Source organism: Paenibacillus sp. PL91 (assembly GCF_012935325.2).
Classification (GTDB): Bacteria; Bacillota; Bacilli; order Paenibacillales; family Paenibacillaceae; genus Pristimantibacillus.
In genome coordinates this window covers 1066113-1083150 of record NZ_JABBYG020000001.1, presented here as the reverse complement: position 1 = coordinate 1083150, position 17038 = coordinate 1066113, and the positions used below count along the sequence as shown (strand labels likewise).

At 47.6% G+C, this 17038-nt stretch carries 13 protein-coding genes and 3 pseudogenes; 13 read left to right on the top strand and 3 right to left on the bottom strand.

What is annotated here, in order from left to right; genetic code table 11:
- Window positions 1-35: 35 nt before the first annotated feature.
- Window positions 36-2087 (top strand): carbohydrate-binding domain-containing protein, encoded by a 2052-nt coding sequence (locus tag HI950_RS04970; RefSeq protein WP_169081319.1) that lies wholly within the window; start codon window positions 36-38, stop codon window positions 2085-2087.
- A gap of 285 nt (window positions 2088-2372) precedes the next feature.
- On the opposite strand, the pseudogene HI950_RS04965 reads toward HI950_RS04970, so the two are convergent.
- Together HI950_RS04965 and HI950_RS04960 are read right to left on the bottom strand one after the other, a co-directional pair.
- Window positions 2373-2828: pseudogene (locus HI950_RS04965) on the bottom strand (transposase); the annotation flags it as partial.
- 520 nt (window positions 2829-3348) lie between these two features.
- Window positions 3349-3897, bottom strand: a complete 549-nt coding sequence (locus tag HI950_RS04960) for a TetR/AcrR family transcriptional regulator (RefSeq protein WP_169081320.1) — start codon at window positions 3895-3897, stop codon at window positions 3349-3351.
- Between the two features lie 211 nt (window positions 3898-4108).
- Here HI950_RS04960 and HI950_RS04955 point away from each other — a divergent pair, with 211 nt between their 5' ends.
- From HI950_RS04955 to glgP, 10 genes and pseudogenes are all read left to right on the top strand, one after another.
- Window positions 4109-4696: an NAD(P)H-binding protein gene (locus tag HI950_RS04955; RefSeq protein ID WP_169081321.1), complete on the top strand. Its 588-nt coding sequence runs from the start codon at window positions 4109-4111 to the stop codon at window positions 4694-4696.
- Between the two features lie 133 nt (window positions 4697-4829).
- A pseudogene (locus HI950_RS04950) lies at window positions 4830-5216 on the top strand (zinc-binding dehydrogenase); the annotation flags it as partial.
- A 25-nt stretch (window positions 5217-5241) separates the two neighbouring features.
- Window positions 5242-6000, top strand: coding sequence for a carboxymuconolactone decarboxylase family protein (locus HI950_RS04945; RefSeq protein WP_169081322.1), 759 nt, complete (start codon window positions 5242-5244; stop codon window positions 5998-6000).
- Between the two features lie 37 nt (window positions 6001-6037).
- Entirely contained in the window at window positions 6038-6433 is a 396-nt protein-coding gene (locus HI950_RS04940; RefSeq protein ID WP_169082175.1) for a cupin domain-containing protein, read from the top strand.
- Window positions 6434-6445: 12 nt separating this feature from the next.
- Window positions 6446-7426, top strand: coding sequence for an aldo/keto reductase (locus HI950_RS04935; RefSeq protein WP_169081323.1), 981 nt, complete (start codon window positions 6446-6448; stop codon window positions 7424-7426).
- A 76-nt stretch (window positions 7427-7502) separates the two neighbouring features.
- Window positions 7503-8537, top strand: a complete 1035-nt coding sequence (locus tag HI950_RS04930; protein ID WP_169081324.1) for a zinc-binding dehydrogenase — start codon at window positions 7503-7505, stop codon at window positions 8535-8537.
- A gap of 173 nt (window positions 8538-8710) precedes the next feature.
- Window positions 8711-10147, top strand: a complete 1437-nt coding sequence (locus HI950_RS04925) for an MFS transporter (protein ID WP_169081325.1) — start codon at window positions 8711-8713, stop codon at window positions 10145-10147.
- A gap of 95 nt (window positions 10148-10242) precedes the next feature.
- A complete protein-coding gene (locus tag HI950_RS04920; RefSeq protein ID WP_169081326.1) occupies window positions 10243-10920 on the top strand; it encodes a helix-turn-helix domain-containing protein in 678 nt (225 codons plus the stop codon).
- Window positions 10878-11798 carry an IS3 family transposase gene (locus HI950_RS04915; RefSeq protein WP_169082176.1) on the top strand — a complete coding sequence of 307 codons (921 nt, stop codon included), beginning with the start codon at window positions 10878-10880 and terminating at the stop codon, window positions 11796-11798. The genes HI950_RS04920 and HI950_RS04915 overlap by 43 nt, the downstream gene beginning before the upstream one ends.
- 413 nt (window positions 11799-12211) lie before the next feature.
- Window positions 12212-14386, top strand: coding sequence for an alpha-glucan family phosphorylase (gene glgP / locus HI950_RS04910; protein ID WP_169082177.1), 2175 nt, complete (start codon window positions 12212-12214; stop codon window positions 14384-14386).
- 234 nt (window positions 14387-14620) lie between these two features.
- On the opposite strand, the gene HI950_RS04905 is transcribed toward glgP, so the two are convergent.
- Window positions 14621-14917 (bottom strand): DUF1643 domain-containing protein, encoded by a 297-nt coding sequence (locus tag HI950_RS04905; protein WP_169081327.1) that lies wholly within the window; start codon window positions 14915-14917, stop codon window positions 14621-14623.
- A gap of 447 nt (window positions 14918-15364) precedes the next feature.
- Between HI950_RS04905 and HI950_RS35635 the strand changes: the two are divergent.
- A pseudogene (locus HI950_RS35635) lies at window positions 15365-15573 on the top strand (carbohydrate ABC transporter permease); the annotation flags it as partial.
- Window positions 15574-15672: 99 nt separating this feature from the next.
- Window positions 15673-16938: an acyltransferase gene (locus HI950_RS04900; protein WP_223285097.1), complete on the top strand. Its 1266-nt coding sequence runs from the start codon at window positions 15673-15675 to the stop codon at window positions 16936-16938.
- Window positions 16939-17038 lie beyond the last annotated feature (100 nt).

The window sequence follows — 17038 nt, the reverse complement described above, 5'->3', positions numbered from 1 at the left end:
TGCAATAACAATTACAATTCGGAAGGAAGATCGATATGAAAAAGACGAAATTAAAACATTATGTAGGCGTAATCGCTTTGTGCACAGTGCTGATGGCTTCGGCTTGCAGCAATGGCAGTAATACGGCGGCATCCGGAAATGCGGCGGTCGTGGAGACCGCTTCGACGGATCAGCAGACGGAGAAGGCAGCGTTTGCGACAACCGAGCTGTCGATGGACGAACTCGTGGAGTTCGACGATGAAGATTACAAAACGGAGTGGAGTGAAGACAGCTCGACGAAGATTGTTTTTAACGGCACATCGGCTAGCGTGACGGGAGCCGGAGCCGCAGCAGGCGATGGCGGTTCGGTGAGCATAACGGAAGCCGGCACGTACGTATTAAGCGGCACATTGAACGACGGCCAGTTGACGGTGAACGTGCCGGATGGCACGATACACCTGGTCCTGAACGGCTTAGAGATGCATGATAACGACAGTGCTCCGCTGTATATCGTGGAAGCGGGCAAGGTTGTTATGACGCTGCAAGAAGGCACGGAAAACAAGCTGTCGGACGGCACGAACTACGTCAATGCCGATGCGACCGCCGAAGAACCGAACGCAGCCTTGTACAGCAAGGCGGACCTGACGATTAACGGAAAGGGCAAGCTGACGGTGGAAGGCAACTTCAACAACGGCATCAACAGCAGAGACGACTTGAAGCTGGTATCGGGTACGATAGCGGTTAAGGCAGTAGACGACGGCGTACAGGGCAAAGACCGCGTGGCTGCTCTGGAAGGCGCGAAGTTGACGGTGGAAGCGGGCGGAGACGGCGTGAAAGCGACGAACGCCGAAGAAGAAGGCAAAGGCATTATCGCCATCGGAGGCGGCACGTTCGACATTACGTCCGGCAACGACGCGCTTCAAGCGGAAACATCCATGCTGGTTAATGGCGGTACGTTCTCGCTCAAAACTGGCGGCGGCAGCGAGAACGGAGAGACGCATGTCGAAGAGCGCGGCGGCTGGGGCGGCGGTCAACAAGCTGCGCCAGATACGGCAAGCACGGCGACCGGTACGGATGCGGCGGCAACGGAAGAAGAATCGACAAGTGCCAAAGCGCTGAAAGCAGGTACGGATATTCAAGTGGGAGGCGGCACGTTCGAGATCGACTCAGCGGACGACTCCATCCACAGCAATGGCAATCTGATGATAGCTGGCGGCGAGCTCATGCTCACAACCGGCGATGACGGCATCCATGCGGATACGGCGGTTACGATCGCAGGCGGGAAGATCAACATTACGAAGAGCTACGAAGGCATCGAAGGCTCCGTCATTACGCTGGCGGGCGGCGAGACGACGGTAACGGCGTCCGACGACGGCATGAACGTGGGAGGCGGTAACGACGGTTCGTCAGTGAACGGACGTGCGGGACAGAACACGATTACCGACGGAACGCACATGCTGACGATTACCGGAGGCACGTATTACGTAAACGCGACCGGCGACGGACTCGACTCCAACGGTTCGATCGCGATGAGCGGCGGCACGGTAACCGTTAACGGTCCTACCAATGCGGGCAACGGCTCGCTTGATTACGACGGCACTTTCGAGATGACGGGTGGTTACCTGATCGCCGCGGGCAGCTCGGGCATGGTGCAATCGACTTCCGATACGTCGACGCAGCAATCGGTACTCATGACCTTTCCTTCGACACTGGAAGCTGGAACGATGGTGCGCCTCGAGGACAGCGAAGGAAACGCGATCGCGACGGTCGCTCCGGCAAAGACGTTCCAATCGATCATGATCAGCTCGCCTGACTTGAAGCAAGGCAGCACGTACACAATCTACTCGGGTGGCTCGTCTACCGGCACCGAAACGAACGGCTTGTATGAGGGAGGCGAGTACACGGGCGGTACGAAGGTCGTCAGCTTCGAGATTACGAGCGCTGTGACTTGGGTGAACGAGTCGGGCGTAACGACTGCTCAGAGCGGCATGGGCATGGGCGGCGGTGGGCGTCCGATGAGGGGCCAGGGCGGTCAGCCCCCGGCTGAAGGCACGGTCCCTGAGGCCGCACCGCAAGGAACGACGGACACCGGCACGCAGGCGCAATAAGGAATCAGGATTATGCGAGAACGGAAAGAAGCTGCTCCCAAGCGGATTGACATTATTGTTCAAAAAAATGAAGTTTTACTGCCGCTGTTTTCATTGAGCTAACGTTATCCGACCCTCACTACACGATTCAAGCGAAGAGCGCGGTGATGGTGTCGTCTTGAACGCACGAATTTACATTAAGCTATTCTAGCTAATAGCTTGTCAATATTTAAAACTTAATGCATAAAGCCCATGATGTTATAGGTGGATGGGGAAGCTTTCCTAAGCAGGATAGTGTTTTCCTGCTTAGGTCAGACGGAATGCTTCTTTAAGGGAAAGAATCGCGAAAATCCAGTGAATGAGCTTATTTACACAGGCAATAACAGCCACTTTAAACGGCTTGCCCTCGGCACGCTTTTTATCGTAAAAGGCACGGATTTTTTGGTTGCGCGAGCTGCGCAGACCGCATCGTACGGTCAGATATAAGGTTGATCGAAGCCTTCTGGAACCGCGTTTGGTAATCCTATTTCGGGTTGCTGTAAACTTGCCGGAAGAGAAGACGCTTGGGTCGACACCGGCAAATGCAACGAGCTTCTTTACATGATCAAATCGATCGATTTCTCCGACTTCTGCCCGTATTGTTGCAGCAATTCTGGTGCCAATGCCGGGTATCGATTGGATCAACTCATACTCATGTAATTCTGCAGCCAGAGCATCTATGGACTGGTCGAGGTTTGCTAGGTGCTCTTGGTACTGTAGAAGGCGCGATCAAGCGCCCATGCGGAATTCGACCGCCCAGTAAGAGACTGGATCGTCGCTGTGATGTCATTCAGAAACTTAGTCAGCACCTGCGGAAGAGGTAGGGTGAAGGACCAGAAAATAGTATGGGAATCTTGTGATACAAGTTTTAATATTAGGTGTTATTCTGACGTTACTAATATGGGGATTAGTTAGAATAATAAAGTTATTAAAGCAGTAAATAATTACGTCGTAAATGCAAACCGGAAAAATAAATATCCTTGTGCGTTGCGGGTTCATCCCGCCGTGGCGCGACATTATTAAGCATTTTGAAACGCTCTAATGTAAGCTTCTTTTTGTTTTTGCCGATATATTGGGATGAGGTGCTTGAGGGTGAGGTTGTGTTCGACTATCCGCAGGACAGCAAGAGGACAGCATTCAATATATCCTGTATAAAGCAAACGGGACACGATAGTTCGGAACAACAAAACAGCAGCCGATCATAATCGGCTGCTGTTTTTCATTGAAGTAACGAGGTAGAGAGTTAGTTGCAATTCCTCTCCAACAAAGCCCCTAATTGTTCAGCTAAAGCTTGATAAGAGATTGGTTTTTCATTCATAAACCACCATTCCACGACCCCCACATAAGCAGAGGCTACAAGCCTGATAAGCATAGCCTCGCTTAGCCCCTTATTTTTCCCTTGGGTTACATCGACTTCATCTTTAAACTCCTCAAGCAGAAACTCGAGGAACCGGCTGCGAAAAAAAGAAGCTCCTTTGCTCGCCAACATCATCGAAAAAAAGCGGTAATTTTCTTCAAAATACTCTGTCCAGATATGGGAACCGCTTGCAAAATCCAAATCTGCTGCCGCCTTGCATCGATCGCCGAGTTCTATAATATGCGTCTCGATAAGCTTATCCAGCAAGTCATACTTATCCATGTAGTGAAGATAAATCGTCCCCCTGATGACGTTGGCACGGTCAGAAAGATCCTGGATCGTAATGCTATCAAAGCTCTTTTCCGCCATAAGTTCCAAAACCGCATTTTTTAAGGCGTCTTGGGTTTTCTTTATTCTTCGATCAGCTTTAGCCAAAGCGGACACCCCGATTATGAGAAATAGTAGACAATTTAGTATCGTTTGTTCATTAATTAACAAACCGAATAGATCTAACCATTGAAGGTTTATTGTTATCGTTTATAATTTTAGACACAAGTTCATTAATGGATCGAGGTTTACTTTCCGATGCTTGACTTGGAGTTAACTCCAGAATATATACTTATTTTCAAATAAAGGAGCGATGGTGATGAGTAAGGTTCTGATCCTTGGGGCAAACGGAGGAATTGCCCGTGTGGCCATTGATATACTCCTTCGGGAAAAAAACACGCAATTAACGCTCTGCCTGCGCAATGCACAATGGCTTAAGCACTTGGAATCCAATCGTGTTAGGGTCATTGAAGGCGATGTTTTGAATCTGGTTGAATTAATAGAAGCTATGGCCGGACAGGATGTCGTGTATGCCAATCTAGCCGGGCAATTAAAAAGAATGGCTGAAACAATCGTGGAAGCCATGTCTATAACTGGCTTAAGACGCCTTGTTTTTATCAGCTCCATGGGGATTTATGGGGAAGTCCCGGGAGAGAAGTACAAAAACATATTGGATCCCTATCGGGATTCTGCTGCTGTCATTGAAGCCTCAAATCTCGATTATACGATTATAAGACCAGCCTGGTTTACCAATGCTAATGAAGTTGATTATGAGACCACATCGAAAGGGGAACCATTTAAAGGTTCCATTGTATCGCGCAAAAGTGTAGCAGACCTAGTTGTTAAGTTGATACTAGACCCTAATTTAGAAGTTCGCCAAAGCTTAGGGGTAAATAAACCCGAATAAAAATGGAATCTGATATGAAACAAGAGAAAAACATATTAAGAAAGGGTTGTTGTATGACATGTTGTAACCGTAATAAAAACCAAACTACTCGAGTGCTAAGTGTACCTAGTGCAAAAGCGCCATTTGAACAAACGCAAGTCACTATTATATAACCACTGATCCAACAACGTTCACTGAGCTGGCTGGTCAATTTGATTTCATTCTAAACACTGTATCTGCGAATATCGATGTTGATGCCTTCCTTTCCATTCTTAATGTGGATGGGGGACTAGTTAATCTTGGTCTGCCGAACAAGCCGGATCAATATAATGTTTTTTCGCTATTTGCCGGACGTCGGAGCATTTCGGCATCCAATGTTGGAGGGATTAGAGAAACTCAAGAGATGCTCGACTTTTCGGCAGAGCACGGGATCGCTCCTATGATCGAAGTCATTCGTGCTGACCAGGTTGACGAAGCATACGAACGTGTCCTGAGCAGTGATGCGCGGTATCGATTTGTCATCGATATAGCTACGTTATAACCCTTATCTTAAAGGAGAATAAGCGATGAGAATTACGGAAGCAGCTAAAAAATATCATGAGCGAATGTTTCCAGGTTACGACTCCAAGTTCTTGGAAACAGATCCCGAGTTTATTGAGCGGCTTGATAACTTTGCGTTTGATGAAGTCGTGAACCAGGACGATTTGGATGACAGAACTCGTATGATGGCCATTTTGTCCGTTTTAATCGGCTGTCAAGGAATTGATGAGTTCAGAGTTATGCTCCCAGCGGCACTAAACTTTGGCGTTACTCCAGTGGAAGTAAAAGAGATTGTTTATCAGTCCGTACCTTACATGGGAATAGGAAGAGTTTTTCCTTTTCTGCATGCTGTGAATGAAATTTTGACTTCAAGAGGGGTTGAACTTCCTTTACCAGGACAAGAAACTACAACTACAGAAACCCGTTTAGAAGCAGGGATTACGGCACAGGTAGACATCTTCGGGGAACACATGCAGGATTTCTGGCAGTCAGGACCTGAAGAGAGCAAGCACATCAATTACTGGCTCGCATCTAACTGCTTTGGGGATTACTATACGCGAAAAGGGCTTGACTACAAACAAAGAGAGATGATTACAATTTGCTTTCTTTTGGCCCAGGGTGGATGTGAACCTCAGTTGACCAGCCATGCTGCCGCTAATATAAGGCTTGGAAATGATAAGAGTTTCCTTATCAAAGTTATTTCTCAATGCATGCCTTTCATCGGCTATCCGCGCAGCCTGAATGCTCTCCGGTGCGTGAATGAAGCTGCGGCGAAATCGGAATAAGCCTCTTATTAAATAACATTGAAAGTAGGAAGCAATGATGAATAATGAACAACTTCGCAATAGTACCATTTTTCCATTAGGGGAAAAGGTTAAAGCAAACTTTACAGGGGACGCCTACCTGCAAATGGTTTTTACAGACCCAACACCTCTGAATACCGCGATAGGTAACGTTACCTTTGCTCCAGGGGCCCGGAATAACTGGCACTCTCATCAAGTCGGACAAGTTCTGTTAGTCACCGGCGGCAAAGGCTGGTATCAAGAAGAAGGCAGACCTGCCCGGTTGCTCCAAACAGGTGATGTGGTCAATATTCCACCTAACGTGAAACATTGGCATGGCGCGACAAAAGACAGCTGGTTTGTACACCTGGCCATGACTCCAGGAGAAACAGAATGGTTAGAAGCGGTCGATGATGAATGGTTCGATAAACTCTAGGAGGTTTGCTTTATGGAATATATTAAATTCGGAAATACTGGAATGGACGTCTCTCGGATTTGTCTGGGTTGTATGAGCTTTGGTAATGTGCTCCCAGGAGGACATCAATGGGTGCTCGATGAGGAGCGCAGTCGCCCTATCATTAAAAGAGCTCTAGAACTGGGTATCAACTTTTTTGATACAGCGAATATCTATGCAGGCGGAACCAGTGAAGAGATTATTGGAAAAACTCTAAAGGATTATGCGAGCCGGGATGAAATTGTTCTCGCTACAAAGGTCTGGGGACGCATGCATCAAGGGCCCAATGGTGCAGGGCTTTCTCGAAAGGCCATTATGAGCGAAATCGATAAAAGCTTGAAAAGACTAGGGACCGATTATGTAGATCTCTACATCATCCACCGCTGGGATTACGACACGCCTATTGAAGAAACCATGGAAGCCTTGCATGATGTGGTAAAGTCTGGAAAATCCAGATATATCGGCGCTTCTGCGATGTATGCATGGCAATTTCAAAAAGCATTACATGTGGCTGAGAAAAATGGCTGGACGCGTTTTGTTTCCATGCAAAATCACCTTAATCTCATTTACCGCGAAGAGGAAAGAGAGATGATCCCGCTTTGTAATGACCAAAAAATTGCGTTGACTCCTTATAGTCCACTTGCATCGGGAAGACTGATTCGCGATTGGTCGGAAACCACACATAGATCAGAAACTGATCAAATTCAAAAATCAAAGTACGATTCGACTGCTGATGCAGATCGATTGATCATTAAGCGAGTTGCGTCAATTGCAGAGAAGCGCGGCGTACCCCGCAGTCATATTGCGCTTGCATGGCTGCTTCAGAAAGAAGCTGTAGCTGCTCCTATTGTTGGAGCAACGAGGATCGCTCAACTTGAAGATTCTGTAGGTGCTCTATTGGTGAAATTAACTCCTGAAGAAATCTCATTCCTGGAAGAACTGTATGTCCCACATCCCATAGTGGGAGCTCAGTAATGTTTAGGCAGTTAATGAGGAAAATTAAAAATAGGAATATATAAAGCAATATGTATAGAAAAGGTGGAGAATTGGTATGAAAGCAAATATTATGTACGCTGCTGGTGATGTTCGCGTTGAAGAAGTGCCTGTTCCGAAATTGCAAGAACCGACGGATGTGATTTTGAAAGTGGTTGCTGCCTGCATTTGCGGAAGTGACCTGCATCCTTATCACAACATGCATGCCCATGAGCATGGAGAGGGCGAAGCAATGGGGCATGAAGTGATCGGAAGGATTGAAGAAATGGGTTCAAAAGTTTCTGGATTCCAGAAAGGCGATTTGGTCGTCGTTCCGTTTGCTTACGGTGACAACACATGTCCATTTTGCCAAGAAGGATTGATGACTTCTTGTGTGCATGGGGGCTTTATGACCGGCTGCCAGGCGGAATTTGTTCGAGTGCCTCAAGCACAGGGAAGTATGTTCAAACTGCCTGACGAAATTGACGAAAACTCTCCTTTGTTGCCGTCCCTGTTGACATTGTCTGACGTATACGGCACTGGTTATCATGCGGCGGTGATGGGAGGCGTGAATGAGAATACGACTGTAACGGTTATTGGTGATGGAGCTGTTGGTCTTCTTGCCGTTCTGTCAGCGAAGAAGCTCGGTGCCAAGAAAATAATCCTTATGGGCCGTCATAAGAAGCGGACAGATCTTGGTATTGAATTCGGCGCAACAGACGTTATCACTGAGCGCGGAGAAGAAGGCATCGCGAAAGTTCGAGAGCTGACGAATGGTGAGGGAACACATGTCGTTCTTGAATGTGTCGGGCTGATGCCTGCTTACGAGATGAGTCTTGGAGCCGTTCGGGCTGGCGGAGTTATCAGCCGAGTTGGTGTTCCTCAGTATGATGAAGCTCCTATCGGCTTTGCAAGTCTTTTCGGGCGTAATATTACGCTTACGGGAGGTCCGGCGCCAACGCGTGCATACATGGAAGAATTGTTGCCGGATATTCTGGATGGCAAAGTTGAACCTGGTCGTGTTTTTGACGTAACGGTTGATTTTGAAGGTGTTCCAGAGGGTTATCGTGCTATGGATAACCGTGAAGCACTCAAAGTATTAATTCGACCTTAATGAATAATTCCATCTGCAGCTTAAATTTAAAAGCATAATTTAAGGTAACCATCCCTAAGCAAAAAGGCAGCGGCAACAGCTGCCTTTTAATGTCTTGATCTGCCGATTGGGGATTAGAGATTACGTGCAAGATAAAATAATTGTTGTTTCAACTGTTATCAAGGGAGAACTTAATGGCTGAAAATAATATAGAATCTTACCATTTCAATAAGCAAGGATCTAAAACACGCTCAAAACAGACTGCTGTCCTATTCATTATCTTGATCAGTTATTTGATTATTGTTCTGGACATCTCGATCGTTATCACAGCGCTTCCGGAAATGCAGATCGACCTCGGTTTCTCAGCGACGGGGCTGTCTTGGATACAAAACGCCTACACGTTAACCTTCGGAGGATTGTTATTGCTCGGCGCTAGAATTGGGGACATCCTTGGTCGACGTCGTATGTTCATCATCGGCATCGGACTATTTGGAATAGCTTCACTAACCGTTGGTTTATCGCAGTCCGTGACCTGGATAATCGCCGGCCGAGTATTACAGGGAATCGGAGCTGCAATCTTAGCGCCATCAACACTTGCTCTTTTAACAGCAAACTTCGCTGAAGGTCAAGAGCGCACACGTGCAGTGGCCTACTACGGCGCTATTGCTGGCATAGGTGCCAGTCTCGGATTTGTGCTTGGCGGAATCCTTACCGATTGGATTTCCTGGCGTGTTGGTTTCTTTATCAATATTCCTATCGGAGCTGCGATGATGATTGCTGCACCTAGATATCTCACCGAGACTGATCATATTCCAGGTAAATTTGATTTAGTCGGAGCAATAAGTTCAACGCTCGGCATGACAGCACTCGTTTATGGCATTGTAAGATCAGCTACTGCTGGTTGGGACGATGCTCTCACCGTAGAGGCATTGGTGGCTGGTATTTTACTACTTGCGCTTTTCATCATTAATGAATGGCGTGCAACTCAGCCCATCATGCCGCTTCGCTTATTCAAAAGCAGACAACGAACAGGAGCTTACCTGGCACGTATTTTGTTTCTCGGGGCAATGATGGGGTTTTGGTTCTTCATTACTCAGTTCCTCCAGAGCGTCAGGGAGTACAGTCCGCTTGAGGCTGGTCTTGCCTTCTTACCGATGACAGCCACGAATTTCATTATTGCAGTCAATGTTCCGAAATTTACCCGGCGGTATGGTAATGCTCGTTTGCTTGCCGGTGGTTTGATTATAACGTTAATCGGAATGGCTTGGCTTAGCCGTCTGTCAGCAGATATCTCTTACTTCGCGGGTGTCGCATTGCCAATGATCCTGATTGGTATTGGTCAGGGAGCATCTCTTGGACCGCTTACCGCTTCTGGCATTGCAGGTGTAGATCCAGAGGATGCAGGTGCTGCATCAGGTTTGGTGAATGTGGCCCATCAACTCGGAGGTTCCTTGGGATTAGGTATACTTGTCACGATATACGCAGCAGCCAGCTCAATAAATTTAAGCGAACGAGATCTTCTGACTCATCGCATTTCCACTGCTCTTACCGCAAGTACGGTTATGCTGGCGTTAGCCTTCATAATTGTCGTGCTTATGATTGTCTGGACTGGAAAGCGCTCTAAAGTTTAACAAAGAAAAGTGACCATGCAGGTTAAGAATGATATGCTCCCCTTACGGTAGACAGGTTAAAAAATAAAACCTGTTACTGTAAGGGGAGCTTTTTCATGGTCGGGGGAAAATATAATGCGCTAGAGAAACTCAATATCATTGAAGAAGTTTCTAGTGGAGAGATTGGTTTTCTAGCTGCTGCTAAGAAATATAAGATTAACAATACTACATTGATGAAATGGCAACGTCGCTATAAGCTGTACGGTTATGAAGGGCTGGAGCACCGTACACATAACCGAAGTTATAGTGCTGAACTCAAGCTTCAAGCAGTGAAAGAATACCTTGAGGGGAAATTGTCTAAGTACCAGATCATCGATAAATACAAGATCTCCAGCACAACACAGCTTTCCGAATGGATAAAGAAGTATAATGGTCATAGCAGCTTAAAAGCCTACAAAGGGGAAGCAAAAGCTATGACAAAGGGTCGCTCTACAACATGGCAGGAACGGATAGAGATCGTCCAGTATTGCCTAACGAATCAGCATGACTACCAAATGACAGCGGGACAATTTCAGGTCTCCTACCAGCAAGTATATCAATGGGTGAAGAAGTTTGAAGATGGTGGTCAGGAAGCATTAAAAGATGGCCGTGGGAGAAAGAAAGCTCTAGAAGAGTTAACGGAGGCCGATCAACAGAAACTCAAGATGAAGCAAATGGAGCACGAAATTGAACGCCTTCGGGCCGAAAATGCATTCTTAAAAAAGTTAGAGGAACTCGAAAGAAGGCGACGCTAGGACATATTCGACAGGAAACGGTCTATCTCGCCATTCAAGCGCTTCAAAAGGATGAGTCATTAAGTATACAGCTTCTCTGTGAAATTGCAGGAATTGCACGCTCGAGCTATTACAAATGGCTAAATCGAAAACCCAGCGCTTGCGAGCTGGAGAATGAGCAGTTGACACAGGTAATGCTATCCATCTACGAGAAAGTGGAGCGTACCTTCGGATACCGCCAATTGACTCTGCATATGCGCAAGCAAACCGGAAAAAAGATCAACCATAAACGTGTATACCGGTTGATGAAGCTAAGGGGTATTCAGTCTGTCATTCGCAGGAAGAGAGCGAAATATGTGCGTTCCACTCCGCAGCAAGTGGCAGAGAATGTGTTAAACCGTAAGTTTGAGGCTACAGCACCAAATGAGAAGTGGGTCACGAATGTGACCGAATTCAAATATGGACATGGTCAAAAAGCGTATTTAAGCGCTATTCTAGATCTCCATGATAAATCCATCGTATCCTATGTTCTGGGACATTCCAATAACAATCCGTTAGTATTTCAGACGTTGAAGCAAGCCTTGCAAGCAGCTCCAGGAAGCAAACCAATGCTTCACAGTGATCGTGGATTTCAATACACATCGTTGGACTTCAAAAAGCTCTTGGACAAAAATGAGCTGTTTCAAAGCATGTCTCGAGTTGGTCGATGCATCGATAACGGCCCAATGGAATCCTTCTGGGGGACTCTAAAATGTGAGAAGTACTATTTACACAAGTACGAAACCTTTCAGGATCTCAAGAAGGACGTCGAGAACTACATCCATTTTTACAATAACGAACGATTACAAGCAAAATTAAACGGCCTTAGTCCAATGGAATTTAGGAACAAGGCCGCTTAACTGATTTTTATTATTTGTACTGTCTACTTGACGGGGTGCAGTTCAGAACCTGTATGGTCTTTTTAGTAGTTTAAACACCTAAAAAAAAGTAATACAATCCTGAATAAATAGCTGTATGAGAAAAGCTGTATGAGAAAAGCTGTATTAAGTTGAATTAAAAATATGGCGTTTTATACAAAGATATGTCGAGGTTATAGCATACTATGCTGTACCAACAGCTCAACAATTGTCAAGCTCAGTCAGTGATCTGTATGAAAAATGGGTTTCCTATATACCCGGCTTGCCAAGGTTTACCACACCGTGACTCCCGCTTGCTATAGGCACGTGTACTGCAAACCGGCATATAGTATAGAGGCATCAAGTCAGGCGCTTACAAGGCGAAGCGCAATTTTTCGCGAAAATGAGGTGGGATGATGTCTAACGGCGGTGTAGCATATTTCTCGGCAGAATTTGGACTTGACGAAACTTTACCGATTTACTCGGGCGGCCTTGGCATATTGGCAGGTGACCATATCAAGGCGGCCTCAGACATGAATGTTCAGCTTACGGGCGTTGGCATATTTTACGGCAACGGTTACTTCCAGCAGCACATCGATGAGGGCGGCTCGCAGCAGCATTTGTATCACAAAATCGACCCAGAGGCGAGCTCCTATCCAGTTCGTCTCGTGCGGGATGCCGAAGGGCGGCCTCTCGTCGTCGACGTGATGGTGGGCGGCAGGCAGGTGTATGTGAAAGCGTGGTCCGTTCAGATGGGCTCGGTCACTCTGTACCTCCTCAATACTGACGTTGAATCGAATAGCGACGCGGACCGCCGCTTGACCGACACACTCTATCCGAGCGAACAAGACGTTCGCATAAGCCAGGAGATGATCCTCGGGATCGGCGGAGCGAGACTGCTTGCAACGCTGGGCATCCGGCCGGACGTCTGGCATATGAACGAAGGGCACCCAGCGTTCCTGACGCTCGAGCGCATCCGCATGCTGTCCGCCGAAGGAGTGCTGTTCGAGACGGCACTCGAAGCGGTCAAGGCGAGCACTGTATTCACGACGCACACACCGGTTCCGGCCGGGCATGATGTCTTCTCCATCGACATGATGGACCGTTATTTCGGCAACTATTACTGGCAGTTCGGGACGGACAGGGAGCGGGTGCTGTCGCTCGGCCGAGTGGGCGACGCGTTCAATATGACACGGCTTGCCGTCAGCACGTCGTCGAAGGTGAACGGGGTGAGCAAGCTGCACGGCGAGGTGACCCAGGACATGTTCCACCGGTGGATGCCGCATATTCCGAGACAGGACATTCCAGTCGATTCGGTCACAAACGGCATCCATATCGGGACGTGGCTGGCCACCGGCATGAAGGAACTGTTCGACCGGCACCTCCCGTCCGACTGGGCCGTCCGCACTGCGGAACCGGACGTATGGGCTGCTGTTAGAGATATCCCACTCATAGAGCTGTGGGAGGAGCATCAGCGGGCGAAATCTGAAATGGTCCGAGAGTTGGGCCTGCCGCTTGCCTCGTCAGATGGAGGACCGTTGATCGTCGGTTTCGCCAGGCGGTTTGCGACGTATAAGCGGGCACTTCTCATCTTCCGCGATCTAGAGAGGCTCGCTCACATTCTGGGCGATCCGGAGCGCCCCGTGTGCCTAGTTTTCGCTGGAAAGGCGCATCCCGCGGACGGACCGGGACAGGAACTAATCCGCAGAATAGTGGAGCTATCCAGAGAGGAAAGGTTCAAGGGCCGGGTTTACATCGTAGAGAACTATGCGATGGATAAGGCGAAGAAGCTGGTCCAAGGCGTCGACGTTTGGCTTAACACGCCCGTGAAGCCGTTGGAAGCCAGCGGTACAAGTGGGCAAAAGGCGGCCATGAACGGCGTACTCAACTGCAGCGTACTGGACGGCTGGTGGGTAGAAGGCTACAACGGGCGGAACGGCTGGGCCATCGAAGGCGCGACAGACGGCGACCTCGAGCACCAGGCGCAGCAGGACAGCGAAGCGCTTTACCGGCTGCTGGAGGATGAGATTATTCCGCTGTTCTACAAGCGATGTGATCGCGCGGTCCCGACGGAATGGGTCAACCTGATGAAAGAGTCGATCTGCTCAATCGCGCCCGTCTTCAACACCCACAGAATGGTAAGCGATTACTTGCACAAGATGTATGTCCCCACAACCGTAAGGGGGAAGCGGTTCGCAGCTGACAACTTCGAGGTCGCATCAAGGGTTGCCACCTACAAGCAATTCATCCGTGACAACTGGTCCGGCGTCCGCGTCAGGAAAGCGGACATTCTGGCCGACCACAGCAGCAGAATCGGGCTGAACAAGACGGCCTTCCGTGCCGAAATTCAACTCGGTGCCATCTGGCACAAGGACGTCCGAGTGGAGGCGGTCGGCTCCGACGGCCGTCATGGCATCTGGAAGGTGAAGCTGGAGCTGGTACATCAGCAGGCCAAGGGATTGTACGTCTACGAGGGCGCTTCACCCGACGTCTCAATCAACATCTGGAAGGCTAACGTGAACGTGCGGGTCACGCCGATCAGCCCAGATTTCACGACCGATTTCGAGATGGAGCTGGCTGCTTGGGGATAACGGTAGAACGGCATATAAGACGGCGGAGCCTTGAAGGACACCGTCGTTTTACGTTAAAGCTCCTGAACGTAATTTTGGTTCAGGAACTTGCGAACTTAAGGGTTAGAGAAAATAGCACCTTTTTATCAATTTCATTATACTGCGAACATGTATTCTATTTAGTAAAATTATTTGGAATTTGCAACACGACATTATGAAGTCATCTATTAAATAACTGTATAAACTCATGGTCTGTTATTTGCCGTATTGGCACATAGCGGTACTTTTCTTTCTCAATCTGTGGTCGTGACAGCCTTGATGTTTTGCAACATTTATTAATTGGTCAACCGTATCATCTGTTTGATCGTGAGCCGCATTACTCGGGTTCATCATAATGGCAGTAAGGATCTTTCCACCTAGACCCCAACGTTTTTCTAAAAAATAACGACGTTTGTCATTTGTATTGAATATAGCCTTTCCTGAAATATCAGTATATGTCCCTACTTTAAAGGACAATTGATTGTTTTTAGACGCCTGCTGTTCAAACCACATATTCAAAACCCCTTTTATTACTCTTAAACATATTATTTATGATATAAGTGAATATACACACTACACACTACACACTAGTATACAAAAAAAGACTAGGACATGTTAAAAACTTCAATTTTAAGCAAGGATTTGTTTATTAATACTTCCAGTTAAGCTCAACGAGGCTGCCGTTCCATGCCGGCAGCCTCGTGATAGTTAAGCTATAGTTCTCGTTTAGTTTAATTTTTAAATGAACTGTGCTCTTTCGATAGGGGAGAAAATAAATACATAAATGACTTACTAATCTCTTCTTTGAAGTTTTCCTGGGTTTCTATAGAACATGATCTAATGAGAATTATAGCTAAGTTTGGTCCTGTATGAATCAGGAGAAGGAAACAACGTGACAGAACCAGCTAACCCTTGAGTTTGCTGGTTTCTTGTATTTCAAAACAAATTTGTCAACCAACGGCGACTTGGAACGAGTTTCTGCTTGCACAAATATTTATTACGAAAGATACGATGAAAACGGTCACAACAGGCTTGATGTCATTCCGGGGCGAGCATTCAACGGAACGCTTAACGCCGGTGTATTGATATCCATTATTCCTATTTTGCTGGTTTACCTGCTGTTTCAGAAATATTTTGTTTCCGGTCTGGCTGGATCGGTGAAGGGATAATCGCAACGGTAAGTGTTAATTTGTGCCAATTAATCTTCCTCTAATGATTGTCCGCTATAATCAGTTTATCTTTTGCCAACTGAGAATAGAGGTGACATCATGGAAAATATGCAAGTGGAAATGGAACGGCAAGCGCCTCGGCCGGAGGTTCGTCAGAAAAAAGAGCGGATCGAAGAAGTGACGCTGCTTCGCGCGTTTGCCTTTTTGGCGGTAGCGCTTCAGCACTGCATTGCGGAGTATATTTATCGGCCCGACATCCTGCCGGCTGACTCGATCATGCTGGCGATGCTGTTTCATTTCACCCGGTTCGGGACACCGACGTTCGTATTTCTGTCTGGTCTGATTTTATTTTACAATTACAGCGGGAAGCTGCATTACCGTTCGTTTATCCGAAAAAGGTTCGGCGATATTTTTATTCCTTTTCTAAGCTGGACGATCATTTACTGGATAGCGGTGGAAGGGGTATTCGGCGGAAAGCTCATGCAGCCATCGGCTTGGACGAGTATCTTTCAGCAGCTGATCAAGCCGACATACGGCTACCATCTGTGGTTTATCCTTATGATTTTTCAGTTTTATTTGTTATTCCCGTTATTTTCCCGGATGGTCGGAACATTCCGGTCACGGCTGCGGCCCAATTCGGAAGATGATTTATTTCCCAAGGTTGCGGGGATATCCCTGGCGCTTGGTCTGCTGCATGGAGCGCTGATGTGGCTGTCCTACTACAAAATGCCTGACTGGGCCGCTTCCGCAGGCGGTTTTTGGGCGGAGCTGATCGCGAACCGTTCTTATTATTTTGTCATGTACTTATTTTACTTCCTGATGGGGAGCGTATGCGCCTTCGGCTTGAATCGGTTTCGGAAGTTCGTAGGAGATGCTATGGGCTGGACGATGATTGCGTTCATCGGGGCATATATTTGGCTCGGCTATGATGTTTTGCGCTTCTCATCGGAGCGGATCAATTTGAATCTTTCCACCTATTTGAAGCCTTCTACTTTTGCGATTATCGTCTCCCAGCTGCTGTTGCTGTACGGAGCCGCGCTGCTGCTGCAGAAAAGGAAAGGCGCGCTTTACCGCATCCTGCTGTTTATCGGACGGCATTCGTTCGGCGGTTTTCTGGCTCACGCGTTTGTGCTCATGCTGGTGAGCGGGGTAACACGGCCCCTGCATCTCACCGGGTATCATCTGCCGGCGGCGTTGATTACATTTATATTGGTTGCAGCAGGAGCGCTCGGATTAGCCAGTTTACTGGAAAAGCTGCCGTTCGGACGATGGCTGGTCGGCCAAACGGGCCGCCGAAAGCCGATGGCGCCTGAGGCAAGCCGTTCCGTTATGCAAAACAAAAGCCAACTGAATTTGGAGAAGTAGTCAAATGTGTTGTTATAGGTTGTGTAAGGTGGGGGATAGCAATGAAAAAGAAGGCTGCCGGGGAAATTACGTTGGCAGCTTTCTTATGGTATTAATTGAA